Origin of the sequence: Nocardia sp. AB354 (genome assembly GCF_049538315.1) — a bacterium.
Lineage (GTDB): Bacteria > Actinomycetota > Actinomycetes > Mycobacteriales > Mycobacteriaceae > Nocardia > Nocardia nova.
The window spans coordinates 58,502-80,751 of sequence record NZ_JBMVFU010000033.1 but is presented as its reverse complement, the minus strand read 5'-3'; the positions used below and the strand labels follow the sequence as shown (position 1 = coordinate 80,751).

General features: G+C 68.3%; 25 protein-coding genes. 8 read left to right on the top strand and 17 right to left on the bottom strand.

All coding sequences use genetic code 11. The features are described 5' to 3' along the window. Nucleotides 1–21: 21 nt before the first annotated feature. From ACPCUW_RS32120 to ACPCUW_RS32080, 9 genes are all read right to left on the bottom strand, one after another. Nucleotides 22–594, bottom strand: coding sequence for a DUF6286 domain-containing protein (locus tag ACPCUW_RS32120; RefSeq protein WP_063018300.1), 573 nt, complete (start codon nt 592–594; stop codon nt 22–24). Beyond that, nucleotides 591–941 (bottom strand): Asp23/Gls24 family envelope stress response protein, encoded by a 351-nt coding sequence (locus ACPCUW_RS32115; protein WP_423428974.1) that lies wholly within the window; start codon nt 939–941, stop codon nt 591–593. The genes ACPCUW_RS32120 and ACPCUW_RS32115 overlap by 4 nt, the downstream gene beginning before the upstream one ends. Further along, nucleotides 938–1,126, bottom strand: coding sequence for a hypothetical protein (locus ACPCUW_RS32110; RefSeq protein WP_030515548.1), 189 nt, complete (start codon nt 1,124–1,126; stop codon nt 938–940). Before ACPCUW_RS32110 ends, ACPCUW_RS32115 begins: the two co-directional genes overlap by 4 nt. A 1-nt stretch (nt 1,127) precedes the next feature. Then, entirely contained in the window at nt 1,128–1,643 is a 516-nt protein-coding gene (locus tag ACPCUW_RS32105) for an Asp23/Gls24 family envelope stress response protein (RefSeq protein ID WP_063018336.1), read from the bottom strand. A 98-nt stretch (nt 1,644–1,741) separates the two neighbouring features. Continuing rightward, nucleotides 1,742–2,062 carry a hypothetical protein gene (locus ACPCUW_RS32100; RefSeq protein WP_423428973.1) on the bottom strand — a complete coding sequence of 107 codons (321 nt, stop codon included), beginning with the start codon at nt 2,060–2,062 and terminating at the stop codon, nt 1,742–1,744. Continuing rightward, entirely contained in the window at nt 2,059–2,439 is a 381-nt protein-coding gene (locus ACPCUW_RS32095; RefSeq protein WP_063018306.1) for an Asp23/Gls24 family envelope stress response protein, read from the bottom strand. Before ACPCUW_RS32095 ends, ACPCUW_RS32100 begins: the two co-directional genes overlap by 4 nt. Continuing rightward, on the bottom strand, nt 2,436–3,020 hold the full coding sequence (locus tag ACPCUW_RS32090) for an anti-sigma factor family protein (RefSeq protein ID WP_423428971.1): 585 nt from the start codon (nt 3,018–3,020) through the stop codon (nt 2,436–2,438). Before ACPCUW_RS32090 ends, ACPCUW_RS32095 begins: the two co-directional genes overlap by 4 nt. After that, complete coding sequence (locus tag ACPCUW_RS32085; protein WP_082857409.1) at nt 3,011–3,577, bottom strand: RNA polymerase sigma factor; 567 nt, start codon at nt 3,575–3,577, stop codon at nt 3,011–3,013. The genes ACPCUW_RS32090 and ACPCUW_RS32085 overlap by 10 nt, the downstream gene beginning before the upstream one ends. A 160-nt stretch (nt 3,578–3,737) precedes the next feature. Then, nucleotides 3,738–4,559, bottom strand: a complete 822-nt coding sequence (locus tag ACPCUW_RS32080) for a helix-turn-helix domain-containing protein (RefSeq protein WP_423428969.1) — start codon at nt 4,557–4,559, stop codon at nt 3,738–3,740. A gap of 102 nt (nt 4,560–4,661) precedes the next feature. Between ACPCUW_RS32080 and ACPCUW_RS32075 the strand changes: the two genes are divergently transcribed. Next, the gene (locus ACPCUW_RS32075; protein WP_063030099.1) at nt 4,662–5,201 is read left to right on the top strand and encodes a YceI family protein; all 540 of its coding nucleotides are present in this window, start codon (nt 4,662–4,664) and stop codon (nt 5,199–5,201) included. Nucleotides 5,202–5,313: 112 nt separating this feature from the next. On the opposite strand, the gene ACPCUW_RS32070 is transcribed toward ACPCUW_RS32075, so the two are convergent. Continuing rightward, a complete protein-coding gene (locus ACPCUW_RS32070; protein WP_064904411.1) occupies nt 5,314–6,192 on the bottom strand; it encodes a helix-turn-helix transcriptional regulator in 879 nt (292 codons plus the stop codon). Between the two features lie 70 nt (nt 6,193–6,262). Here ACPCUW_RS32070 and ACPCUW_RS32065 point away from each other — a divergent pair, with 70 nt between their 5' ends. The 3 genes from ACPCUW_RS32065 to ACPCUW_RS32055 all read left to right on the top strand — a co-directional run bounded on the left by ACPCUW_RS32065 (nt 6,263) and on the right by ACPCUW_RS32055 (nt 10,081). After that, entirely contained in the window at nt 6,263–7,924 is a 1,662-nt protein-coding gene (locus tag ACPCUW_RS32065) for an AMP-binding protein (protein ID WP_423428978.1), read from the top strand. Next, complete coding sequence (locus ACPCUW_RS32060) at nt 7,924–9,627, top strand: AMP-binding protein (protein ID WP_064907523.1); 1,704 nt, start codon at nt 7,924–7,926, stop codon at nt 9,625–9,627. Before ACPCUW_RS32065 ends, ACPCUW_RS32060 begins: the two co-directional genes overlap by 1 nt. A gap of 262 nt (nt 9,628–9,889) precedes the next feature. Further along, entirely contained in the window at nt 9,890–10,081 is a 192-nt protein-coding gene (locus ACPCUW_RS32055; protein WP_423428967.1) for a hypothetical protein, read from the top strand. 146 nt (nt 10,082–10,227) lie between these two features. On the opposite strand, the gene ACPCUW_RS32050 is transcribed toward ACPCUW_RS32055, so the two are convergent. Then, entirely contained in the window at nt 10,228–11,235 is a 1,008-nt protein-coding gene (locus ACPCUW_RS32050; RefSeq protein ID WP_423428965.1) for an AraC family transcriptional regulator ligand-binding domain-containing protein, read from the bottom strand. A gap of 220 nt (nt 11,236–11,455) precedes the next feature. Between ACPCUW_RS32050 and ACPCUW_RS32045 the strand changes: the two genes are divergently transcribed. Beyond that, entirely contained in the window at nt 11,456–11,848 is a 393-nt protein-coding gene (locus ACPCUW_RS32045) for a VOC family protein (RefSeq protein WP_082976228.1), read from the top strand. Here ACPCUW_RS32045 and ACPCUW_RS32040 read toward each other — a convergent pair. Beyond that, a complete protein-coding gene (locus ACPCUW_RS32040) occupies nt 11,830–12,570 on the bottom strand; it encodes a helix-turn-helix domain-containing protein (RefSeq protein ID WP_423428964.1) in 741 nt (246 codons plus the stop codon). The genes ACPCUW_RS32045 and ACPCUW_RS32040 overlap by 19 nt on opposite strands. Before the next feature lie 145 nt (nt 12,571–12,715). On the opposite strand from ACPCUW_RS32040, the gene mscL reads away from it, so the two are divergent. Next, on the top strand, nt 12,716–13,177 hold the full coding sequence (gene mscL / locus ACPCUW_RS32035; protein ID WP_063018320.1) for a large conductance mechanosensitive channel protein MscL: 462 nt from the start codon (nt 12,716–12,718) through the stop codon (nt 13,175–13,177). A gap of 20 nt (nt 13,178–13,197) precedes the next feature. Here the strand turns inward: mscL and ACPCUW_RS32030 are convergent, their stop codons facing one another. Next, complete coding sequence (locus ACPCUW_RS32030; RefSeq protein WP_423428962.1) at nt 13,198–13,770, bottom strand: TetR/AcrR family transcriptional regulator; 573 nt, start codon at nt 13,768–13,770, stop codon at nt 13,198–13,200. Between the two features lie 222 nt (nt 13,771–13,992). Here ACPCUW_RS32030 and ACPCUW_RS32025 point away from each other — a divergent pair, with 222 nt between their 5' ends. After that, complete coding sequence (locus ACPCUW_RS32025; protein ID WP_423428961.1) at nt 13,993–14,916, top strand: hypothetical protein; 924 nt, start codon at nt 13,993–13,995, stop codon at nt 14,914–14,916. Nucleotides 14,917–15,107: 191 nt separating this feature from the next. Beyond that, nucleotides 15,108–15,869, top strand: a complete 762-nt coding sequence (locus ACPCUW_RS32020) for a 3-hydroxyacyl-CoA dehydrogenase (protein ID WP_423428959.1) — start codon at nt 15,108–15,110, stop codon at nt 15,867–15,869. 95 nt (nt 15,870–15,964) lie between these two features. Here the strand turns inward: ACPCUW_RS32020 and ACPCUW_RS32015 are convergent, their stop codons facing one another. The 4 genes from ACPCUW_RS32015 to ACPCUW_RS32000 all read right to left on the bottom strand — a co-directional run bounded on the left by ACPCUW_RS32015 (nt 15,965) and on the right by ACPCUW_RS32000 (nt 22,233). Further along, nucleotides 15,965–17,470 carry an alpha/beta fold hydrolase gene (locus ACPCUW_RS32015; RefSeq protein ID WP_063910756.1) on the bottom strand — a complete coding sequence of 502 codons (1,506 nt, stop codon included), beginning with the start codon at nt 17,468–17,470 and terminating at the stop codon, nt 15,965–15,967. A 97-nt stretch (nt 17,471–17,567) separates the two neighbouring features. Continuing rightward, nucleotides 17,568–18,359, bottom strand: a complete 792-nt coding sequence (locus ACPCUW_RS32010; RefSeq protein ID WP_063013700.1) for a thioesterase family protein — start codon at nt 18,357–18,359, stop codon at nt 17,568–17,570. Nucleotides 18,360–18,418: 59 nt separating this feature from the next. After that, nucleotides 18,419–21,205 carry an ABC transporter substrate-binding protein gene (locus tag ACPCUW_RS32005; RefSeq protein ID WP_423428958.1) on the bottom strand — a complete coding sequence of 929 codons (2,787 nt, stop codon included), beginning with the start codon at nt 21,203–21,205 and terminating at the stop codon, nt 18,419–18,421. Between the two features lie 161 nt (nt 21,206–21,366). Next, a complete protein-coding gene (locus ACPCUW_RS32000) occupies nt 21,367–22,233 on the bottom strand; it encodes a dienelactone hydrolase family protein (RefSeq protein WP_423428956.1) in 867 nt (288 codons plus the stop codon). Between the last annotated feature and the right edge of the window lie 17 nt (nt 22,234–22,250).

The window sequence follows — 22,250 nt, the reverse complement described above, 5'->3', positions numbered from 1 at the left end:
GAGCCGCTGCGCGATTGTCGCTCACAACACCTCCTTGCGGACATGCACTCGCTTGTCGACCCGCTCCGGCTGCTGGGCCGCGCGCAGGCGGGTGCTGACCGGCGGGGCGGATTTCGGGCCGATGCGGGCGAGCCGGTCGCCGACCGTCGCGTTGACCGTCTGCTCCAGATCGGCGTGGTCCGGGTGGGCGGCGCGGCCGCTGACTCGAATGTTCTTGCGGCTCCGGCGAACTCGCGCCGCTTCGAGTCCCGCGACCGAACTCGCCGCATCGTTGAGGGCGCCGTCGAGACTGCGCCGGGTGATGCCCGCGTCCATCCCCTCCTCGGCGTCCAGCGCCTCCACGACGCGGCGCCCGGGCAGCAACGCCGCGAGCACCAGCACCGCACCGAGCACCGCGAGCCCGATGCCGACACCGAGGACCCAATAGCTGTGCCAGGTCGTCTCGTGCAGGTGCACCGCGATGCTGTGGTAGGACACCAATTCCTTCGTGTTGCCGAGGTTTTGGATCAGCGACACCGCCACGAGGACCGCGATCACCAGCAACGCCACCGCGACCAGCACGGCCGGGGTGATGCGCCGGGGCCTGCGGTTCATCGCAGGCCCCCGGCGGGTTCGATCGTGTTGACCAGTTCGGAGACTTCGATGTCCACCCGCGGAACCACGAGGCCGGACAGTTCGTGGGTGCGCTGCATCAGGTGCTCGCGGCACGCCTCGGTGACCACCGCGACCGGCATCGGATAATCGACCGGCAGTCGTACCCGCAGCACGGCGGTATCGGCCGTCACCCGCGCGGACACCTCGGGGCCGTCGGCGACACCGTCGACCTCACGCGCCGCCCGGGCCGCCAAGCGCCGGACCGCGCGCTCGGAGACGGTGGTGCGTCCCCGGAACTCGGCCGCGGAGAGACGCGGTGCCGCCGCCGTCTCCGCGGCGGCGCTCATTTCCGGCCCCGATCCTGCGCCGAGCGGATCAGACCGGACAGGTCGACATGGCCGTCGAGCCAGCGGCCGATCACCAGTCCCAGCGCGCCGAAGATCAGCACCACCGCGAAGGCCCCGAACCCGCCGAACGCCGCGGCGAATCCGAGGGACAGACCGAAGATCAGGCAGATCGTGGTGGCGTTCATATCACTGCACCCGTTCGCGGACCGGCGGCTGATCTTCGTCCTCTTCGATGAAGACGTCGTTGACGTTGATGTTCACCTCGACCACCTCGAGACCGGTCATCTGCTCGATCGCGGTGATGACATTGCGGCGCACCGCGCGCGCCAGTTCGGCGATGGAGACGCCGTATTCGACGACGATCTCCAGATCCACCGCCGCCTGTGTCTCCCCGACCTCGACCGAAACCCCTTGTCCCACACTGGCCGACGCACCGGGGATGCGATCGCGGAAGGCACCGAACGCGCGTGCCGCGCCACCGCCGAGGTCGTGCACACCGCGCACCTCGCGGGTCGCCAATCCGGCGATCTTCTGGACGACAACATCGGCGATGCTGGTGGTGCCCTGTTCGCTGACCAGCGCGCTGCTGGTCCGGGCGGGGGCTTTGGCAGCCGCTCCGCCCTGGCTCGGACCGGCGCCGGTGTCCCTACCCGTCTCGGCCCTGGCGTTCTCCGCGCCCTTACCGGCTGTCGTGCTGGTCATGATTACCTCCAGTTCAGTTCCCTTGCGGTACAGCGGATAACGAACCTGCACTGATACGACCCCGCTGACGGCGAAATGTCACGGGCGAGACCGATGATCTAGGTAACCGCGGTGTCGAAGACGTCCGCGTCCAAATCGGTGACCACGATGCGCAGCCGCGCACCGGCCCACCGGGTGGCGGCCAGCAGCTCACCCACGGCCGCCGAGAGTTTGTCCAGCAGTGGTGGCAGCGGCAGCGCCGAGGCGATCACCCGGATCTCGACGATCTCCGGGCTCACGTCCACCGCCGAGCGCGGCCCCAGCCGCGGCACCCAATCGGCGAGGGCGACGCCCGGCGGGACGGCCGGATGCAGTCCCGCCACCGATTCGATGGCGGTGACGATCTCGCCGGCCAGTTCGTCCTCGCTCACGGCCGTCACGACGCATCCGGTTGAATGTCCAGAATCGCCACCGACACCGCGTCGACGACCATCCCGGTTTGTTGCGCGACCATCCGGACCACCTCCTGCTGTACCGCCTGCCCGACCTCGCCGACATGGCATCCGCCCGTCACCGACAGGTCGACCTGCACCTTCAGCCAGCCACCGCTGTGACGGACGCGCACGCCCGCGCCGGGTGCGATGTCCTGGCTGCTCCACCACTGCCGCCCCGTCCGGGCGAGGTGGCCGAGCAGACCGAGGACACCGGGCTCGAGCCGCGCCACCCCGGGAACCGAGGTCGCGGCCCGAGCCGCTACTGCAGCGATTACCGCATCGGAGGCGATATATTCCGCTTTCTCCGCGAATCCCGCGCTCACGACTCCTCCTGGTAGACATCCACCACGGTGATGTCGAGCCGCGCGAGCGCCAGACCGGCGCGGGCCGTGGCCGCCGCGCGGACCCGTTCGCGAACCTGCGGAACGACGCGTTCCACCGCGGTGTCGCCGTGCCGAACCGAGATCGAGAGCGAAACCGTGATCGCGTGGCCGCCGTCGGCATCGGGTCCGTGGTCGTCGATGCGGCAGCTGCGAGCGCGCACGCCCGCCACGGTGTCGGCGGCATAGCGCAGCACCGCAGCGATCGCCTGCTCGCTGACCTCGACCGAGCCCGGATGGGGAGTCGCCAGGCTCACCATCCGGCCGCGCCGGACTTCCGCCCGCACCGCGGACATGATCCGGTCGAACATCGCGGGCGGCGGTGGGTCCGGCTCGTCGACGAGTTCACGGGTGGCGGCACGCAGCGTGAGCAGGCTCTCGCGCGCGGCCGCGCAGTGCGGGCAGTCCGATTCGTGTTCGTCGGCCAGGCCCGCCTCCACGGCATCGAGGCGGTCCCAGACCTGTTCGACGCTGCGCCCGCAGGGCAGCGTGTAGTCGCTTTCGGTCAACTCCGTCAGCGCCACGGCTTCATCACCTCCGCCAATTGCGCCCGGGCTCGGGCGATCCGCCCCCGAACCGCGGTGGTGTTGGTGCCGACGATCTCGGCAATCTCCTCGTAGGAGCGGCCGTGCACCTCCCGCAACAGCCAGCAGGCGCGCTGTTCGGGTGTCAGCCGCTGTAGCGCCGCGGTGAGCGCGGCCATCTGGCTGTGCACCTGTGCCGCGTGTTCGGGCTGGGTCGCACGCTGTGGCGATTCGGTGGAATCGGGATCCACGTCGGTGCGGTCCGGCCGGGACCGGATGACGTTGAGGCAGCGATTGGTGGTCATCCGGTACAACCACCCCGAGAAGGCGCTGTCGTCTTGCAGTTGAGCCAGGCGGCGCCAGGCGGTCAGGAAAACCTCCTGGATGACGTCCTCCGCCTCGGACCGATCGGCCAGCATCCGTGCCGCCAACCGGAACATCGCTCCCTGGTAGCGCAGCACCAGTTGCTCGTAAGCCCGGACATCGCCGTCACGTGCCCGCCCGGTCAGGGTGGCATCGTCCAGCGCTGCCTCGGGTGCCGCTGCCGCCTCGGTCACACAGCACCTCCTCCGCTGCTCGAATCGATAGACACCGGCCGGCAGGAATCCTCACGTTGGATTATGCGTGATCGGTGTCTCACGAGTCGCGGACCGCGGATTCCGTGTCCCGATCGACAGCTGAGCCGACTCGGGCGCGCAAGAATCCTCCGAGCGCGAGTTATTCGTTCACCAGCCGCAGTGCCGGACCGCGCACGGCGCGCCGGTCGACCAGCCACACCTGCACGCTCTGATCGATTGCCGGACTGAGGCTTTGGATCTCGACCTCGACGTCGCCGCGCTGCGGATGCTCGATATGCAGCGCACCGGACCGGAATTCGGTGACCCGGTGTTCCCGCCAGCGGCAGGAGAATTCCGGAAATCGGTGCAATCCCTGGACCAGCGCGTCCAGTCCGGGATCGTCGGGCCAGTGCGTGCGCGCCGAGCGCAGCGTCGACACCATCATCTCCGCGGCGACCGGCCAGTCCCGCCACCGCTGCGGCGCCTCCGGGTGCGCGAAGAAGTAGGTGGCCAGATTGTGTTCGGCGACGTCGTCGAGCAGTCCCAGCGGTTCGGCGAAATCGCGCCATGCCGGATTCCAGGCGAGGATGTCGAGCCACCGGCCCGCCACGAAGGCGGGCGTGGGATGCATGGCATCCAGCACGGCCTGCACGGTGTCGGTGACCTGTTCCCGTGCCTGACCCGAGGATGGGCACTCGCGGGCGTGTTCCATGCCGACGGCGAGATTGCCGAAATGGTGACGTTCGACCTCGTTGAGCCGCAGCGCCTCCGCCAGCGCCCCCAGCACCGCCATGGAAGGATTGGTGTCGCGACCCTGTTCGAGGCGGGCGAGATAATCGACACTCACCCCGGCCAGCGCGGCAACCTCCTCGCGCCGCAGTCCGGGGGTCCGCCGCCGGCGCCCGGCCGGTAGACCGACATCTTCGGGCTGCAACTGGGCCCGCCGCGCGATGAGAAACTCGCCGAATTCCGATCGTGCCACCACACCATCCTGTATCTGTCCGGGCCTTGTTATCCACGCCCTGCCAGTCCCAGGATAACCGCGGTGTGGCTAACCGGACCATGGTCCGCAAATCTGGTGGACATGACCACTTCCGAGCAGACCACTCTCGCTACCGGTTCCTGGGCCCTGGACCCCGCCCACTCCTCGGTGAACTTCACCGTCCGCCACCTGGGCATCTCCAAGGTCCGCGGCCGCTTCAACAACTTCGAGACCAGCTTCGTCGTGGACGCCTCCGGCGCGGCCACCATCGAGGCCACCATCTACCTCGACTCGTTCGACACCGGCAACTCCCAGCGTGACGAGCACGTCCGCAGCGCCGAGCTGCTCAACGTCACCGAGCGCCCCACCCTGCACTTCAAGGCCGTCGAGCCGGTGCGGGTCGCCGAGGAGTTCGAGGTCACCGGCGAGGTGACCCTCGGTGGCGTGACCAAGCCGGTCACCCTCGACGTGGAGTGGGGCGGCCTGCAGCAGTTCCAGGACGGCAGCCGCCACGCCGGATTCACCGCCACCGGCACCATCAAGCGCAGCGAATTCGACGTCGCGCCGGCCCTGCCCACCGCCATGCTCAGCGACAAGGTCGCCATCGAGCTCGACATCCAGCTGGTCGAGCCGCAGGCCTAGTCGACACCGACCACGGTCACACCGCCGCCGCGGCGAGCGGAACACAGCACCTGCCGGTCCGGATTTCCGGGCCGGCAGTCGCGTATCCGGGGCCGGATCACCGCCCGCGGCATCACGGCAGCAGCCCGCACCGCCGTGCCCGGACCACCGCCTCGTGCCTGGTGTGCGCGCCGAGTTTCGTCATCGCACTGCGCAGATAGCTCTTCACCGTTTCCGGGCGCAGCGAAAGCCGCTGTGCCGCTTCACCATTGGTGCAACCGAGGGCCACATACGACAGCACGTCCAGTTCGCGCGGAGACAGTGCGGGCGCGGAGTCCGCGGCCACGGTCTCCTCCGGCCCGCCCATCAACCGCACCAGGGTGTCCGATACCGCGCGCAACCGCTTGCGCGCCTCGGCATCGGTGAGCGTCTGCGCGATCCCCCGCACCTCGGCGTGCAGATCCCGAAGCTGTTCCGCGACAACGGCATCCGGCGCGAGCCCGGTGGTGGCCTCGGAGGTCCCGCGCGTCGCCTGCAGGCGCAGCCGCCGGTCCACCTCGTCGCGCACCGCCAGTTCCACGGCCAGGCGCCGGCTCGACCGCAACACCAGCTCGGCGATCCGATCGCCGATCGGCCCCGGTTCGCGACTGGCGACGTAGAGCACGGCCCGGGAACTCCCGTCCACCACGACCGGTACCCCGACCACCGCGCGCAGTCCCTCCATCGACACCGGACCGTCGTAGTGATGGGTGATGGTCGCCGCCGCCCGGTAGTCCGCGACCGATGTCGGCCGCCGGCTGGCCACGGCCGCACCGCCCACCCCCGAGGTGGGGGATACCACCAGTCCGCGCATCGCGGCGGTGCGCGTGCCGAAGAACTCGCTCAGGATCAGCGCGCCGTCGCAGACCTCGCCGCCGAACACCACCGGCATCCCGGACAGGGCCGAGACCTGCCGCAACTCGGCCCGCAACGCATCGACGTCGCGCGGGCGGAGCAGATCGGCGGAGGCCATCGGCGCTACCCCTTTCCGGGGGTGGTGGAGAGCAAAGTGTGACGTGAATCCTATATGTGTGAGCGCGAGTATGGGCCGGGTCCGGCCGGTCAGTTATACGCACGGGGTATGGGATGCGCCGCTACTGGGCGAGACGATCGGGGCCAATCTCGATCGCACGGTGGCCATCCACGGTGATCGAGACGCACTGGTCGACCGGGTGACCGGAGTGCGCTGGAGTTACCGCGAATTCGCCGCCGAGGTCGATGCCGTGGCACTCGGTCTGCTGGAGGCGGGGATCGGCAAGGGCGATCGGGTCGGCATCTGGTCGCCCAATCGTGCCGAGTGGACGCTGGTGCAGTTCGCCACCGCGAAGATCGGCGCGATCCTGGTCAACATCAATCCGGCCTACCGCAGCGAGGAAGTGCGCTACGTGATCACCCAGGCCGGGATCCGGATGCTGATCTCGGCGCGAGAGCACAAGAGCTCGAACTACGCCGAGATCATCGGCCGGGTGCGGCCCGAATGCCCGGATCTGGAGCAGGTGGTCCTGTTCGACAGCGCCGAATGGGAGGCGCTGGTCGCCGTCGGCCGCGCCGCCGATCCCGCGCGCCTGGCCGAGGCCGGAGCGCGACTGGCCGCCGACGATCCGATCAACATCCAATACACCTCGGGTACAACGGGTTTCCCCAAGGGCGCGACGCTGTCGCACCACAACATCCTCAACAACGGCTATTTCGTCGGCGAATTGTGCGGCTACACCGAGGCCGACCGGATCTGCATCCCGGTGCCGTTCTACCACTGCTTCGGCATGGTGATGGGCAATCTGGCGGCGACGAGTCACGGTGCGGCCATGGTGATTCCGGCGGCTTCCTTCGAGCCGCGGGCCACGCTCACCGCGGTCGCCGAGGAACGCTGCACCTCGCTGTACGGGGTGCCGACGATGTTCATCGCCGAACTGGCCGATCCGGACTTCGAATCCTTCGACCTGAGTTCGCTGCGCACCGGCATCATGGCCGGCTCACCGTGCCCGGTGGAGGTGATGAAGCAGGTGATCGAGCGGATGGGCATGGCGGAGGTGTCCATCTGCTACGGCATGACCGAGACCTCGCCGGTGAGCACTCAGACCCGCCGCGACGACACCATCACCCAGCGCACCGCCACGGTCGGCCGGGTGGGACCGCATCTCGAGATCAAGATCGTCGATCCCGACACCGGACTGACCGTTCCGCGAGGTGAGCCGGGCGAGCTGTGCACGCGCGGATATTCGGTGATGCTCGGCTACTGGAACGATCCGGACAAGACCGCCGAGGCGATCGACGCCGCCCGCTGGATGCACACCGGGGATCTGGCCACCATGGACGACGACGGCTACGTCGCGATCACCGGCCGGATCAAGGACATGGTGATTCGCGGCGGTGAGAACATCTACCCGCGCGAAATCGAGGAATTCCTCTACACCCACCCCGACATCCTGGACGCCCAGGTGGTCGGGATCCCGGATCCGAAATACGGCGAGGAATTGGTGGCCTGGATCCGGATGCGCGAGGGCGCAGCCACATTGGACGCGCAGACGCTGGCCCAGTTCTGCGGCGGTCGCCTGGCCTACTACAAGATTCCGCGCCACGTCCACGTCGTCGAGGAATTCCCGATGACCGTCACCGGCAAGGTGCGCAAGGTCGATATCCGCGCGACCTCGGTCCGCCTGTTCGGCGTGCCGGAGCAGGATCAGCAACAGACAGGAGAGCAGTGATGACGTCCAACACCGAGTTGTATCGCCAGGCGCGCGACCGGCTGGTCGAGCTGGCGACCGACTACGACACCGCGGTGCGGACGTTCCACTGGCCTCGGCTGACCGGCGAATTCAATTGGGCCGTCGACTGGTTCGACGTCATCGCGCGCGGCAACGACCGCACCGCGCTGTGGATCGTCGAGGAGGACGGCAGCGAACTGCGGGTGAGTTTCGACGAGATGGCGCAGCGCTCGGATCGGGTGGCCACCTGGCTCGCCGAACTCGGTGTGCGCCAGGGTGACCGGGTGATCCTGATGCTGGGCAACCAGGTCGAGCTCTGGGAGTCGATGCTCGCCGTCGCCAAACTCGGTGCGGTGGTCATGCCCACCACGGGTGCGCTCGGGCCGGCCGATCTGATCGACCGGATCTCCAGGGGCGCGGTGCGTTTCGTCATCACCAACGCCCGCGACACCGCGAAATTCGACGAGGTCCCCGGCGACTATCGGCGCATCGCGGTCGGCGGTCCGGTCGAGGGCTGGCACGACTACGCGGAGGCCGCCGAGGTGGAATCGGCGGGCCCCTTCCCCGCCGTGACGCAGGTGGGCGACGAACTGCTGGTCTATTTCACCTCCGGCACCACGAGTAAGCCGAAGATGGTGCAGCACAACCAGACCAGCTATCCGGTCGGACATCTGAGCACCATGTACTGGATCGGCGTCCGACCGGGCGACGTGCATCTCGCGATCAGCGCGCCGGGCTGGGCGAAACACGCCTGGAGCTGCTTCTTCGCGCCCTGGATCGCCGAGGCGACGATCTTCGTCTACAACTACGGCCGGTTCGACGCCGAGGCGCTGCTCGGTCAGCTCCGCCGCGCGGAGGTCAACACCTTCTGCGCGCCGCCGACGGTGTGGCGCATGCTGATTCAGGCCGACCTCGGCGAGCGCCCGGCCGGCCTGCGCGAAATCCTCGGCGCCGGTGAACCACTCAACCCCGACGTGATCGCACAGGTGGAAAACGCCTGGGGACTGACCATCCGGGACGGGTTCGGGCAGACCGAGACGACGCTGCAGATCGCCAACACCCCCGGGCAACCGGTCAAGGCCGGTTCGATGGGCCGCCCCATGCCCGGGGTGCCGGTGGTGCTGGTCGACCCCGTCACCGGCGCGCCCGCCGAGGAGGGCGAGATCTGCCTGGATCTGAGTGCCCACCCGGTCAACCTGATGAACGGTTACCTCCAGGACCCGGAACGCAATGCGGCGGTGATGGAAGGCGGCTACTACCACACCGGTGATGTGGCGGCGCGCGACGACGACGGCTACATCACCTATATCGGCCGCACCGACGACGTGTTCAAATCCTCCGATTACAAGGTTTCCCCGTTCGAACTCGAGAGTGTGCTGATCGAGCATCCGGCGGTCGTGGAGGCGGCGGTGGTTCCGCAGCCCGATGACACTCGCCTGGCCGTACCCAAGGCGTATGTCACGCTGGCCGCGGGCTGGGAGCCGGACCGCGAAACCGCAAGGGCCATCCTGGAATACGCGCGCGATCACCTCGCACCGTATCTGCGGGTGCGGCGGATCGAGTTCACCGAACTGCCCAAGACGATCTCGGGCAAGATCCGCCGCGTCGAGTTGCGGCAGCGCGAGGAGGCCGCCCATGCCGCCGGCACCGGGATCGCCCAGGAATTCCGCTACGAGGACGTCCTCGCGCAACCGACCGGTTAGCGGTTCGCCACGGCTTTGCCGATGAGTTGCTCGCCGCCGGACTCTTGCCGGCAGCGCTACACTTTCGATGAAAAGTTTGGTCGAAACCGCCTGCGGGTACAGAATTCTCACGCAGATTCCTCCCGGCCGTCAGAATGTGAAAATGGCACATTTGCCCGGATGTGGCGCGTTCGGCGCTGGCCCGAATGTGACAGCGTGACAAGACTGACAAAGTACGCGCAGCGCGTTCCGGATGTGTAGTTACGACCGATGGGAGAGCACCGTGTTGTACACCTTCGAAACCGCCACCCAGTACGTGATCTCCGAACTGGAGGCCAAGGGCACGGCGACCCGTGAGGACTTCGACGTACCGGCCATCGTCGCCACTTCCCACGCCATCGCCGAGAGCTGGGATTTCCAGGCGCTGGACCGGCATACGTTCTGGAGTATCGCGGCGAGCAATCTGCGGGCATAGCGCGGCCCGCGGTGCCGCTCGATCACCCACCTCGGCGTCGGTCGCTTCCCACGCACGCCGAGGCCGGTGATCGAGCGAAGCGCTCCGCGGCCACGCCTGCCCCGCGATCAGGGGCCGCATCCCGATCAGGGGCCGCATCCGGTGAATCAGGCCTGGCAGTCGGCCGATCCCGCAGTGCGCGTGTGCGCCACCATCGACCAGCGCCGCGCCGCACGCCGCATCGAGCCGGCGTCCGCATAACCGAGCAATGCCGCCTGCCGCTCCCGGCTCAGCGGGCCCGCGGCCTGGGCCCGGGCCAGGCGGGCTCGATCCAATTCGCGCCGCCACGTGGTCCCGGCCTCGGACAGCCGCCGCTGCAGGGTGCGTGGACTGATGGCGAGCCGCCGTGCCACCTGCTCGAGCGATACCTCACCGTCGGTGAAGGCATCGGCCAACGCCCGCGATACCCGCTCCGGCCAGGCCGAGGCCAGCGGCGGTGGTGGCGGCAACGCGGCGGCCAGCGGTTGCAACACCTCCGCGAGCACCGGATCGGCGGTGGTCAGCGGCAGATCCATATCGGCCGACCGAAAGGTCATCGAATCCACCGGGGCACCGAATTCCACCACCGCCGAACCGAATACCTCGGCGAACGTCTCCCGGCGACGCGGAGCCGACTGTCGCAGGGATACCCGGACCGGGTCGAACGGCGCGGCCACCACGCGGCGGGCGCGGGTCAGCACGGCGACCAGTCCCCACAGCTGCACCAGTTCGCGCCCACGCCCGTCGCCCTCGATCATGTCCAGGTACAGCGTGGTCTCGGCCTCGTTCTCCACCACCAGATCGAAGCGGTGATTGGTGGTGACCGCGGTGACGTACGGGCCACAGGTCGCCAGTCCGGCGCCCACGGTCGGCGCGCTGGCGAACAGATAGTCGTAGAGCCGCGTGGCGGCCAGCTGATATCTGCTGGCGACGTGCAGCGCTACATCGGGATCGTCGAGCCAATTCTCACCGATCTCCCATAACCGGGAAAAGACCCGCGCGGGCACATGAACGCCTTCGCCGGCCAGTGTCCATTCCGGTAGTTCGCATTCGCGCAGCAGTCGGTCACGATCGATCCCGGCGTCGGTCATCTGCGAGATCACGAAACGATGCAGCAATGTCTGGTCGGTACCCATATCCCTCCTGCCCTGATTCGCGTCCCCGAACACGTTGTGGGAAACGCTAATCACTCCGACCAGCGTTTCGACCGAAATTCACTCCGATTGTGGTGGTCAGCACGTTGCGGTAATAGATTGATCCTGGTCACCGGGCCTTCGATCCCGAATTGTGACAAACCCAGCCACGCCGTCCGATTCGTTCAAGACGACACCGGCCGCGGCGCTCTACGGTGACGCCATGGCACCTCAACTCAACGCAATCGGCGTGGTCGTCTCCGATCTGACGGCCGCACTCGACTTCTACCGGCGACTCGGTCTCGAATTCGGCGAGGTCGTCGGTGGTGGGCACGTGGAAGCTCCGCTACCCGGCGGATTCCGGCTGATGCTCGACTCGGAGGAGAACATCGCACAGGACGCCGGCGTCGCGCGGCAATGGAACGCCGCGGCGGGCCGGATCGGACTGGCCGTCGAATGCGGTTCGGCGGCCGAGGTCGACGCGCTCTTCGACGAACTGGTCGCGGCCGGATACCAGGGGGAGGCAAAGCCCTTCGACGCCGTGTGGGGCCAGCGCTACGCCACCGTGCACGATCCCGACGGCAACGGCGTCGACCTCTACGCGCCGCTGAGCTGATACCCCTCGGCGCGCGCGGCGGCCCCTCGGATACGGCCGGGAGATCGCCCGGTCAGGGCCCGGATCTCCCGGTTCATATGGGCTTGATCCGCATATCCGGCCAGCGCCGCGGTCTCGGCGAAACCGATGCCGGTGCGGCTCAGATCCAGAGCCCGGCGCATCCGCAGCACGCGGGCCAGCATCTTCGGCCCGTATCCGAAGGCCGCGACCGAGAGCCGATGCAGTCGTCGCGCGCCCAGGCCCAGCGTGTCGGCCGTGGCCGCGACCGTCTCCCCCGCGTCCAGCCGGCGCACGATCTGCGCCACCACCGGGTCGGGCGGGGCGGTCACCGCCGCACAGCGCCGGGCCACCTCCTCGAGTCCGCGCAGCGGATCCGGCGCCGCCGCGACCACGTCGGCCATGGCGCGGGCCCGCCGCGACGACCACACCTCGTCCAGTTCGGCCCGGCGATCCAGCAGCTCCGGCGCACGAACGCCGAGCAGGGCCGGAGCCGTACCCGGTGCGAAGCGAATCCCGTACACGGTCTGCGCGGCGGCACCGCCGTGGTAGGCGCGGGTATCCGGCCCGGCCACCAGTAGCCGGCCACCGAGCCACAGCAGATCCATACAGCCGTCCGGCAACACCGTGGCCGACTCCCCCGTTACCTGCCGCTGCCATACGATCGCGCCCGTGGACACCCGCGAATGGCGTTCTCGATAAAGCTCCGGCGAATTCTCGGCCACGCAGGAAAGAGTATCGTCCGGCACCGACGGATTCGGATCCGAACACGTGATCGAGCCCACATCGAGTTGCTGCTGGTTCGCTGCTCGCCGTTAGACTGCCGGTCCGAGACAGCGTTGATGTGTTCGGATCGATCGTGAGGCTGAGATGCTCAAAGGGTTCAAAGACTTCCTGATGCGCGGCAACGTCATCGAATTGGCGACCGCGGTGGTGATGGGTACGGCCTTCACCGCGATCGTCACCTCGGTGACGAAGGGAATCGTCGAGCCGCTGCTGGCGGTGGTGGGAACCAACGGGCAGCTCGGATTGGGCGTGCAACTGGTCGCAGGAAAACCGGCCACATTCATCGCCGTCGGCCCGATCGTCAGTGCGGGAATCAATTTCCTCATGGTGGCGACGGTGTTGTATTTCGTGCTCATTCTTCCGATGAACACCTTGCAGAAACGGTTCAGCCGCAAGAAGAAGGCCGTCCCGACCCAAACCGAATTGCTGATCGAAATCCGCGATCTGCTCGCGGGCCGGAGCGAAACCGCCACCACCGATGCCGTCGTGGACACCGACGCGACCGAAGCTCAGCGGCGGGTCGCCGAGATGGTCCACGAGCGCTGAGTCGAAATACGTTGTAGTCGTTAGTTTTTCGCACCGACGAAGTCGACGGTAGCGACCATCTGCCGGGCCAGCTGTTCGGGATCGGCGCCGCCGAGATCGGAATCGGTGAGCGCGCCCTCGCGCCACAGCGACGCGAAGCCGTGCACGAGCGACCAGGCGGCCAGCTCGGTCGCAGGTCGCGCGGATTCCGCGACACCCAATTGGGCCACCCCGAAACGCAATTCCTCGCCGGATACGGTGCGGGCCGCGATCAGCTCAGGATCGTCGACGCGCAGCAGGTCGTGGCGGAACATGACGTCGAAATGTCCGGGGTGGCGCCGCGCGAAGCGGATGTAGGCGACCGCCATCTCCCGGAAATCGTCACGAGAGCCGCGCAATTCCTCGGCCAGCAGCTCGAATCCGCGGATCGCGAGTGCGGTGAGCAGGCCCTGCCGATTGCCGAAATGGTGAGCGGGCGCGGCATGGGAGACGCCGGCGCGCTGCGCCAGCGCTCGCAGCGACACCGCGTCGACACCGTCGGCGGCGATCTGCTCGGCCGCCGCCGTCAGCAGCGTGGCTCGCAGATCTCCGTGGTGGTAGGAGGTCTTGGTCACTCGACGATCGTGGCGCAGGGAACGGGCCCGAGTCCACCAACACGCCCGAAAGCGACGGCACGGTGAACCGACAGCGTTCTACCAACCGGCCCTCGAGCTGCACACAGCTGCGCGCGGTTTCTGGAAGATATGAGCATTCCGTCCGGTCGTCCGCGCCGGTGCGCACTGGCTGTCGCGGCATTCGCTGTCGTACTCGCGATTTCGGGGATCGCGGTGGTTCGTATGGCGACCGGACCCGCCGCGGCACATCCCGGTTCCGCCGCCGTCGGCGTGGTGACGGCCACGGTCGGCGCCGTCGCGCCGGCGGCGGCCGGTGCGACCACCGCTGCGGCCCAGCCGATTTCGCCGAACACGCCAGCGCAGCAGATGCAGAATGCGATCCTCGCCGCCGAACCCGGCAGTCGGGTGGGGATCGACGTGGTCGACACCACCACCGGGACCACGCTCGCAGGACTGAACACCGATCAGCAGTTCTACACCGCGTCGGTGGTGAAACTGCTGATCGCCCTCGACGAGCTGAAAAGCGTGAACTGGCAGCCGGATTCGGATACCACCGCCCTGCTGTCGCAGATGTTGTCGGCCAGCGACGACGATATCGCCGACGCGCTTTGGGACACCGGCGGTGGCCCTGACATCGTCTCCCGTGTCGCGGCGGACATCGGTCTCGGCGCCACCGAGCCGCCGGACGATCCGGCCCAGTGGGGCGAAACACTCACCACGCCGGCGGATGTGGTGCGGATCTACCGCTACATCGGTTCCGAGATCCCGCAGCCGGCGCGCGATCTGATCCTCACCGCCCTGCATCGGGCGAGTGCCACCGCCGCCGACGGAACCGATCAATACTTCGGCATCCCCGACGCCCTCATCGGGACGGACTGGGCGATCAAACAGGGCTGGATGACGCTGGACGACTCCACGACGCTGAATACGACCGGTCTGGTGTCCGCCGATCCCGCCCAGCCCGGCCGATTCGTGGTCGTCGTACTCACCACCCAGCCCGCCGGAACCGCGTGGACCACCGGCGGCGCGGCCGTCACCGCAGCGGTCGCCACACTGCGGGAGCCCCTGGCCCCGACCACGGCGGTTGCCGCCGCTTCCACCGAAACTGTAACATGTTCTAGTATTTGCCCGGCCAGCGATAGATAGCGAACTCGGCAGAACATCCAGGTTGCGCGACCGACCGGAACAACCCGGTGAGATTGCCGTGAGCTGGTATAACCAGAGAACGGACTGCGGATCACCTCCAGCTCCCCAGCGAGCGCGGAGGCGAACCGCTATTTACTTGTGGGTGGTGCGGCGACTAGTCTGACGCCGATACCGATCAGAAAGGACCTCGTATGAAGCTCGAGAATGCGGTCGCCGTGGTCACCGGTGGCGCGTCGGGTCTGGGCCTGGCCACGGTGAAGGAGCTGCACGGCCAAGGCGCCAAGGTGGTGATCATCGACCTGCCGTCCTCCAACGGTGAGGCGATCGCCAAGGAGCTGGGCGACGGTGTGGTCTTCGCCGCGACCGACGTCACCAACGAGGAGCAGGTGAGCGCCGCGCTCGACGCCGCCGCGCAGCTGGGCACCCTGCGGATCGCGGTGAACTGCGCCGGTATCGGTAATGCGATCAAGACGGTCAGCAAGAAGGGCGCGTTCCCGCTGGCCGACTTCACCAAGATCATCAAGGTCAACCTGATCGGCACGTTCAACGTGATCCGGTTGGCCGCCGAACGCATCGCCGCCGCCGAGCTCGAGGGCGAGGAGCGCGGTGTCATCATCAACACCGCCTCGGTCGCGGCCTTCGACGGCCAGATCGGCCAGGCCGCCTATTCCGCCTCCAAGGGCGGCATCGTGGGCATGACCCTGCCGATCGCCCGCGACCTGGCGAGTGTGAACATCCGCGTGGTCACCATCGCGCCGGGCCTGTTCCACACCCCGCTGTTCGCCACCCTGCCCGAGGAGGCCATCAAGGCCCTCGGCGCGCAGGTCCCCCACCCCGCCCGCCTCGGCGACCCCACCGAATACGCGGCCCTGGCCCGCCACATCGTGGAGAACCCGATGCTCAACGGTGAGACCATCCGGCTCGACGGCGCAATCCGCATGGCGCCGCGCTGATTTCGCGTAGCGAAAGGCCCGGCTTCCGCGGACGGAAGCCGGGCCTTTCCGCGTCCGGGCGACCACTCGAGCGAGGTGGACCTCAGGCCAGGGCGTTACGGCTCCGCTTCGGTGTCGGGCGCGCACACCACATCGGCCGCCGGCAATACCCCGTCGGCGAAGTACCCGTTGATGGCCGCGCCGACGCAGCGACTGAGGCCGGGACGAAAAGTCATGTGAATCCGCACGTTCGCCAGTGTGACGAGGCGAGACGAGCTCAGATCACGATGCAGGGCGAGGGCGTGATCGTACGGCGTGCGCGGGTCACCGGTCGCCTGCACGATGAGCGCCGGAACCGAATTCCGCACCGTGGTAGCGCTTTCCACGGGCGGGGGCCAGAAGGCGCAGGGTTGAATGTTCGCCGCCAGTGCGCCGAATATCGGCTGTGTGGCGCGACGTTCCTCGATCTCGGACCAGTATCGCGCCGGATCGGCGGGCGCGGCATCGTCACCGCAGGCGACGAACGCCAGTGCCGAATCCTCGTAGTGCCGAAGGGTATCCAGCGTATCCGCCAGCCAGGGTGTGTGGTCGGTGACGGGCGTTCCGCTCACCGCGGCCCGCAACTCGGCGACGGTGTCGGCGGCCTTCCCGTTCAGCCGGAAGTTGCCCAGCAGGTTGTGCAGGAGGAACGGCAGCCAATGATCGTCGACGGCGAAGCCGTTCACCGTGACCGGCCGACGAGCGAGGTCGTTCACCAGCTGTTGGACGGTGGCGCGGACCTGCGCCGCCGTCGTACCGAAGTGATAGTCCGGATCGTGCCGGGCGGCCCATCCGGCCCAGTCGTCGAGTGCCGCCTCGTCGGCGGCGCCCCAGTCACGCACCATCCCGGTCCAGTACCGGTCCGGATCGATCGCACTGTCGAGCACCATGCGATCGACCGACCGCGGAAACATCTGCGCGAACACCGCACCCAGATAGGTGCCGTAGGAGACGCCGTAATAACTCAGCGCCGGTTCCCCGAGGACGCGCCGGATCACCTCCATATCGCGAGCCGTGTTGCGGGTCGTCACCTGCCGCAGCGCGGCGGAATCGCCTGCCAGACAAGCCATCGCCAGACGCGCGGCGCGGGCGGTGTCGGCCAGGAATCCGTCCAGCCCGACCCCGGCGGAACGAATCATCTCACCGATCGGCCAGCCGCAGCTCCGGCCGCCGCCGGACCGCCCGACACCGCGTGGATCCATGCCGATCAGGTCGTAGTGCGCCCGAACCTCCGGCGCCAGAACGTCTCCCAGCAGATCGATCGTGTCCAGCCCCGAGGCCCCGGGCCCGCCGGGATCGGCCAGCAGGACGCCACGCCTGCGGTCCGGATCGGTCGCCGGCACCCGGGATATCGCGATGTTCAGGGTGCGGCCGTCGGGGTCGGCGTAGTCCAGCGGGACCCGCACTGCCGCGCAGGAACCGCCGACCGCGTCCAAGGTGTCGAGACCACACGGCTTCCAGTTGGCCCGCTGGCGGTAGAAGCGGTCCATGCCCGTGACGGGTGACGGAACCGCCGCACCGGAGGTGACGAGCACGGCCGCCACCGCCAGCACGGCCGCTGTCCAGCGAAACACCCTCGACATCAACAGGTTCCGGCCCTGCGAGCGCCACACTCGTCCACGTCGCCACGGTAGCCGAGGGATTCGGGGTCGCCCGTGGCGGGAAGAATTCGGCGCCCGCCTACCGGTCGCCGATCAGCAGAGTCTGGGTGCTGCGGCCGACCGGACCCTTCTCGTCGTAGAGCCGGGATTCGGCCATCCCGATGCCACTGCGTTCCGGATAGGTCACCGCATCCAGGCAGACCCACTCCCCCACCGGTTCACGATGCAGCGTGACGGTGAGGTCGGTATTGATGAAAAGGTAACGCTCCCAATCCAATACCGCGCTCACGCCGTTACCGGAATCGGCCGCCGCGAGAGTCCGCTCCAGGGGACTGGGAGTGGTTCCGGCGACGATCGGATAGCGCAGCTTGATCCAGCAGACCGCCGGACCCGGCTGCTGGAAGGAGCCGGCGACGAAGCGGTAGTCGATTCCGGTGTGGAATCCGACGGGCTGATTGCTGGGGAACTCCCCACTCTGTGCCACGGTGTCCGGCCCGGGATACGCGCCGGCCGCCACCGCATCCGGCGGCACCTCGACCTCCGGATCGGCCACCCGCAGCCGCCACGCGTTCGCCTTCAACACCGGTCCACGGTCGGTGGCGACGGTGGCCTCGATCAACTCCACGCTGCGCCCCGGCCGCACCACCCGCGCCTCGGCCCGCAGCGGCGCGATCGGGACCGGCCCGAGAATCTCGACCGCCACCCGCCCGACCCGGAAACCGGGCCGCGGCTCACAGCGCTCGATCACATGCCCGAGCAGCGCCGACGGCGGCCCCGCATGCTGCGCGTCCGGCGACCACGGACCCCGGGTCAGCTCGGTGGAGTGGAACAGCACGGGATCCGAGGGATCGGGTCGATAGAAGGCCTCCATGGATCCTTATTACCGCACCGGCCCGGCACCGCCCTGCTCGCCCTGACCGGCGCGGTGCCTCAGCCCGTGGGTTGTTCCCACTTCTCGCCGTCACTCTCGGTGCCGGCGGGACAGCCGGTGGGTGTGCGGCGCTCGGGTGCGATCGGATACATCACCAGGCATTTCGGCGGCAGGTCGGGATCGTTCAGATCCGAGGTGACGAGCACGCCGATCGAGGCGCCAGTCGCGATTCCGCCCGGGCCGTCGAAACGCAGCTTGCCGGTGATCGTGTCGGCGTCGAGATCGGGACGCCGCAGTTCCAGGCCGATGGCCGCGCGGTCGATCGCGCCGTCCGCCGCCGACCGCTCCGGCCGGGACCGATTACGCTGCACGGCCCGGAGGAACAGTTCGGCGACGTCGAAGGTGATTCCGGTGCGGTCGCCGGGCCAGCTCTCGTGAAAATGCGGCAGGTCGCGCCGCAACTGCGTCAGCTCCGCGCACAGGCTGCGCAGGCTCAGGCCGGCGTGCTCCATGCGGTCCGGCGCGCCGTCGCGCACGCAATTGCTGCCCGCCAGCAGCGCCGGTACCCCCTTGGCGACGTATCGGACCGGAAATCCGATCGGCGCGGCATTTTGCACCAGCTTGTCCGACACCGCGCGGGTCGCGGTGTCGTTGGCCAGGATCGGCGGAGGGGCGTCACCACAGTGCTGAGCGGCCACGTTGACGAACGGCCCGAAATCCGGATTGCGGCCGGCGAAGAACAACAGCGTCCGCGGCGCGTCGGGGTCCGCCGACGCGCACGGCAGCGGCAGACCGTAGATCTGCTGCTGTTCGGACCACGTGTAGACGTCGCCGAGCATATGTCGCTGCGCCAGTACCGCTTCGAGGTCGTCGGCCAGAGTCCGCACGTAGATGTCGTCGCGATCCGTCGGTGCGTAGACCGTCACCTTGTCGTAGCGGCGGGTGCCGTCCGCATTCCTCGCGCCCGCGGCGTACTCCGCGACGAGTTCGGCCTGGGCGTGGTTGTCGGGGACGGGTTGGAAGTAGGTGGGCGACACGGCGTCGAGCCCGTCGGCCGACAGGGTGGTCGCCATCGTGGGAACCCCCAGCTCACCCAAACGCGCGATGGCTCTGCGGGTTTCGGCCGTGCTCCGGTCGAGTCCGATCACGCCGACCACGGTCGGATCCGACCGCACCAGCCGGCTGATCTGGTGCTCGACCACCCAGGTCGCGTATCGCATGGTCGATCCGCCGTTCGCGATCACGATGCGCAGCAGCGGTTCGGATTCGCCGTTCTGCTTGTTCGCCCGCCGCTGCTGAACCGCGAGGCCCGCCAGTTCCTCGGCCTGTGCGTGCGGGTAGCGCACGTTGCGGTCGGTATAGGTCATCCCGGCGAAGTAGATCAGGGTGACGAGCGGACGGCGGGGATTGTCGTGGCGCAACCGCGCGGCCACGGTGTTCTGGCGGAACACCTCGCGCTCCATCTCGGTGAGTTCCTCGTCGTCGGCGAAAACCTGTGCGGCACCGGCACTCAGGCCGATGCATTCGGTTCCGCGGACCACGACATCGACACCCGCGTGCCACGGCCACGCGGTGCATCCAACGGCGATGCGAGGCTGGACGGCCGAGACCGTCGCGGCTACCAGGGCGGCAACGGGAAGCAGGGCGATCACGGTGACCACCGACCGTCGCGCCGCCCACGGCGGCGCCGGCGGCTGCGCCAGCTCGGCGTGCTCGAACGGTTCGAGCGTGCCGGACAGCGAATCCGGTAGGGGCAGGCTGAGATACCAGCTGTCCGTGCGGCGGCGGCGACGGCGCCCATCGATATCGGCCTGCCAGGAGCTCAGCGGATCATCCCGAGAGTCCAGGGATTCGAAGTGCAGGTCCGGGTGCTCGACGGAATCCTCGATGCGCGAGATCAGCGCGAGCGGATCGAAAAGCCCGGTCTCGTTGCGGATCTCGTTGACGTAGCGCATCAGGCCGGTAGCACTGTCCCCCGGTTCGACGCCATCGAGCAGCGCCACCGGATATGCGGTGCGACGCCAGCTCGACGGACGCCACAGCCTCCGGCGATAAGCGACGCGCAGATCCTCCAGAAAGGCGTTGACCAGCAACTTCGCGATCTGCTCGTTATTCTCCCGGCGGCGCATCGGCTCGGCGAGACGCACCCCGAATCCGACGAAACTGTTCGACAGCCGTGGCGTCAGATAGCGCTGATGCATGAACCAATAGCTCACCGGCGACAACCCCGGCACATGCGAACTCACGAACAGCCACAACCGCACGATCGGCCACATCGACAGCACCATTGTCAGCACCCGGGATACGGTTCCTCCGATGGCGCCGAGTGCCGTGGTCGAATGCTCGGCGGCCGGCCCACGGCGCAGCAGTTCCGGCAACCGCTCGCGCAATTGCGCCGACGCCTCGGTCGCGGCCCCCTCGAGCCGTTGCCGCATGAGCCAATCGGCAGTGCGGTAGCGCGGAAAGGGTATGGGCCCCATGGCCGTATCGTCACTGGAGAAGCACTTGTAGAGCTCCTGCAGCAGGGCCAGGAAGCGCGGATCCAGCTCGTCTGGGCCCTCCGGTGGGTGATCCGGCGTGGACGGCTCGAGTTTCGGAATCTGCACCACCGCACGCGGAACCGCGCGGCGGCTGCCCGGGGAGGCCAGCCAGTCACCACAGCGCCGCAGCAGGCCATCCGCGGAAAGCGGTGCGGCGCTGCTGATCAGGCAGACGATCGGCGGCGGCGTTCGCCTGGTCTTGCGGTAGCGGAACAGCACCGGCAGCACCCGCGGTCGCTCGTCGGGCACCGTCACCCGGCGCAGCAGATTTTGGATCCTGCGAACGTCGCCTCGTACATCCGGCATGCGTCGCCCCCTCCGCCGCGCCTGCGCTCCCCGTCGCCTTTCGAGTACCCGGGACTGTACTCAACTACGCCCACATCGGCAGGCCTCGACGGAACACGCCGATGCCGGTCGCGGTCGGCTACCGGGGAGGGCGGCCGGAAGGTACGCCCGCCATCGCGGCGCTACTCCGCGGAGGTATGCAGGCGGGCGCTGAGGAACTCGAGAATTTCGTCGCGGGCCGTGCGGGTGGGGTGGCCGTGCTCGTCGACGAAATGTGCGGTGACGATGCTGTGCGGGGTCTGAACCACGTCGCGGAAGAACGGCGGCGGGGCGGGGTTGGCGGATTCGCCCGGCAGCACGCGGCCGTCGAAGGCGTCGCCGAGCAGCGTCCGGTAGGCGGCGAAGCGACGGCCGGTGCACCAGCGGTCGTTGTCGAAACGGTAGGCCAGGACCGTCAGACCGTCGCGCTGGATGCGGTCGCGGATCGCGGCCGCGTCCTCGTCGCTCACCTCGATGCCGGCCGGATCGTCCAACGGCAGCGAAGGATGATTCACCACCGGGGCGACGACGGACGGTTCGAGCGTCATGGTGAGCGCGAAATTGCCGGTGAAACACAGGCCGAGCGCGCCGACTCCCGGACCGCCGCATTCGTCGTGGGCCAGCCGCGCGAGCCCGCGCAGCCATCGGGTGACGGGACTCGTGCCGCCGCCCGCGAACGCGCGGAATTCGGCACTCACACACGCGCGGCGGACTACTTCGGCGCCCTCCTCGACCGTGGGATAGGCGCCGTCGACGCCGAACAGCGAGGGGAGGTAGACGGTGAACCCCGCGTCGCGAATCCAGCGCGCGAGCCGGAGGACGTCGGGGCTGATCCCCGGCATCTCCGGCATCACCACCACGGCCGGGCCGGATCCGGCCGTGTAGACGGTCTTGCTCACCCCGTCCACGTCGACCAGGCGGGGTGCGAAAGCGGCGATCGGGTTGTCGTCGGTATCCATGTGGTCAGCCTCGGCCGGAATCGGCGCGAAAGCGATCGGCGGGATCGCCATATTCGGAGGTATTCTCG

Bases quoted from the DNA above. Each gene is read 5' to 3' on its own strand.
- ACPCUW_RS32120 (WP_063018300.1), bottom strand. From the start codon at position 594: ATGAACCGCAGGCCCCGGCGCATCACCCCGGCCGTGCTGGTCGCGGTG.
- ACPCUW_RS32115 (WP_423428974.1), bottom strand. From the start codon at position 941: ATGAGCGCCGCCGCGGAGACGGCGGCGGCACCGCGTCTCTCCGCGGCC.
- ACPCUW_RS32110 (WP_030515548.1), bottom strand. From the start codon at position 1,126: ATGAACGCCACCACGATCTGCCTGATCTTCGGTCTGTCCCTCGGATTC.
- ACPCUW_RS32105 (WP_063018336.1), bottom strand. From the start codon at position 1,643: ATGACCAGCACGACAGCCGGTAAGGGCGCGGAGAACGCCAGGGCCGAG.
- ACPCUW_RS32075 (WP_063030099.1), top strand. From the start codon at position 4,662: ATGACCACTTCCGAGCAGACCACTCTCGCTACCGGTTCCTGGGCCCTG.
- ACPCUW_RS32070 (WP_064904411.1), bottom strand. From the start codon at position 6,192: ATGGCCTCCGCCGATCTGCTCCGCCCGCGCGACGTCGATGCGTTGCGG.
- ACPCUW_RS32065 (WP_423428978.1), top strand. From the start codon at position 6,263: ATGGGCCGGGTCCGGCCGGTCAGTTATACGCACGGGGTATGGGATGCG.
- ACPCUW_RS32060 (WP_064907523.1), top strand. From the start codon at position 7,924: ATGACGTCCAACACCGAGTTGTATCGCCAGGCGCGCGACCGGCTGGTC.
- ACPCUW_RS32050 (WP_423428965.1), bottom strand. From the start codon at position 11,235: ATGGGTACCGACCAGACATTGCTGCATCGTTTCGTGATCTCGCAGATG.
- ACPCUW_RS32045 (WP_082976228.1), top strand. From the start codon at position 11,456: ATGGCACCTCAACTCAACGCAATCGGCGTGGTCGTCTCCGATCTGACG.
- mscL (WP_063018320.1), top strand. From the start codon at position 12,716: ATGCTCAAAGGGTTCAAAGACTTCCTGATGCGCGGCAACGTCATCGAA.
- ACPCUW_RS32025 (WP_423428961.1), top strand. From the start codon at position 13,993: ATGGCGACCGGACCCGCCGCGGCACATCCCGGTTCCGCCGCCGTCGGC.
- ACPCUW_RS32020 (WP_423428959.1), top strand. From the start codon at position 15,108: ATGAAGCTCGAGAATGCGGTCGCCGTGGTCACCGGTGGCGCGTCGGGT.
- ACPCUW_RS32015 (WP_063910756.1), bottom strand. From the start codon at position 17,470: ATGTCGAGGGTGTTTCGCTGGACAGCGGCCGTGCTGGCGGTGGCGGCC.
- ACPCUW_RS32010 (WP_063013700.1), bottom strand. From the start codon at position 18,359: ATGGAGGCCTTCTATCGACCCGATCCCTCGGATCCCGTGCTGTTCCAC.
- ACPCUW_RS32005 (WP_423428958.1), bottom strand. From the start codon at position 21,205: ATGCCGGATGTACGAGGCGACGTTCGCAGGATCCAAAATCTGCTGCGC.
- ACPCUW_RS32000 (WP_423428956.1), bottom strand. From the start codon at position 22,233: ATGGCGATCCCGCCGATCGCTTTCGCGCCGATTCCGGCCGAGGCTGAC.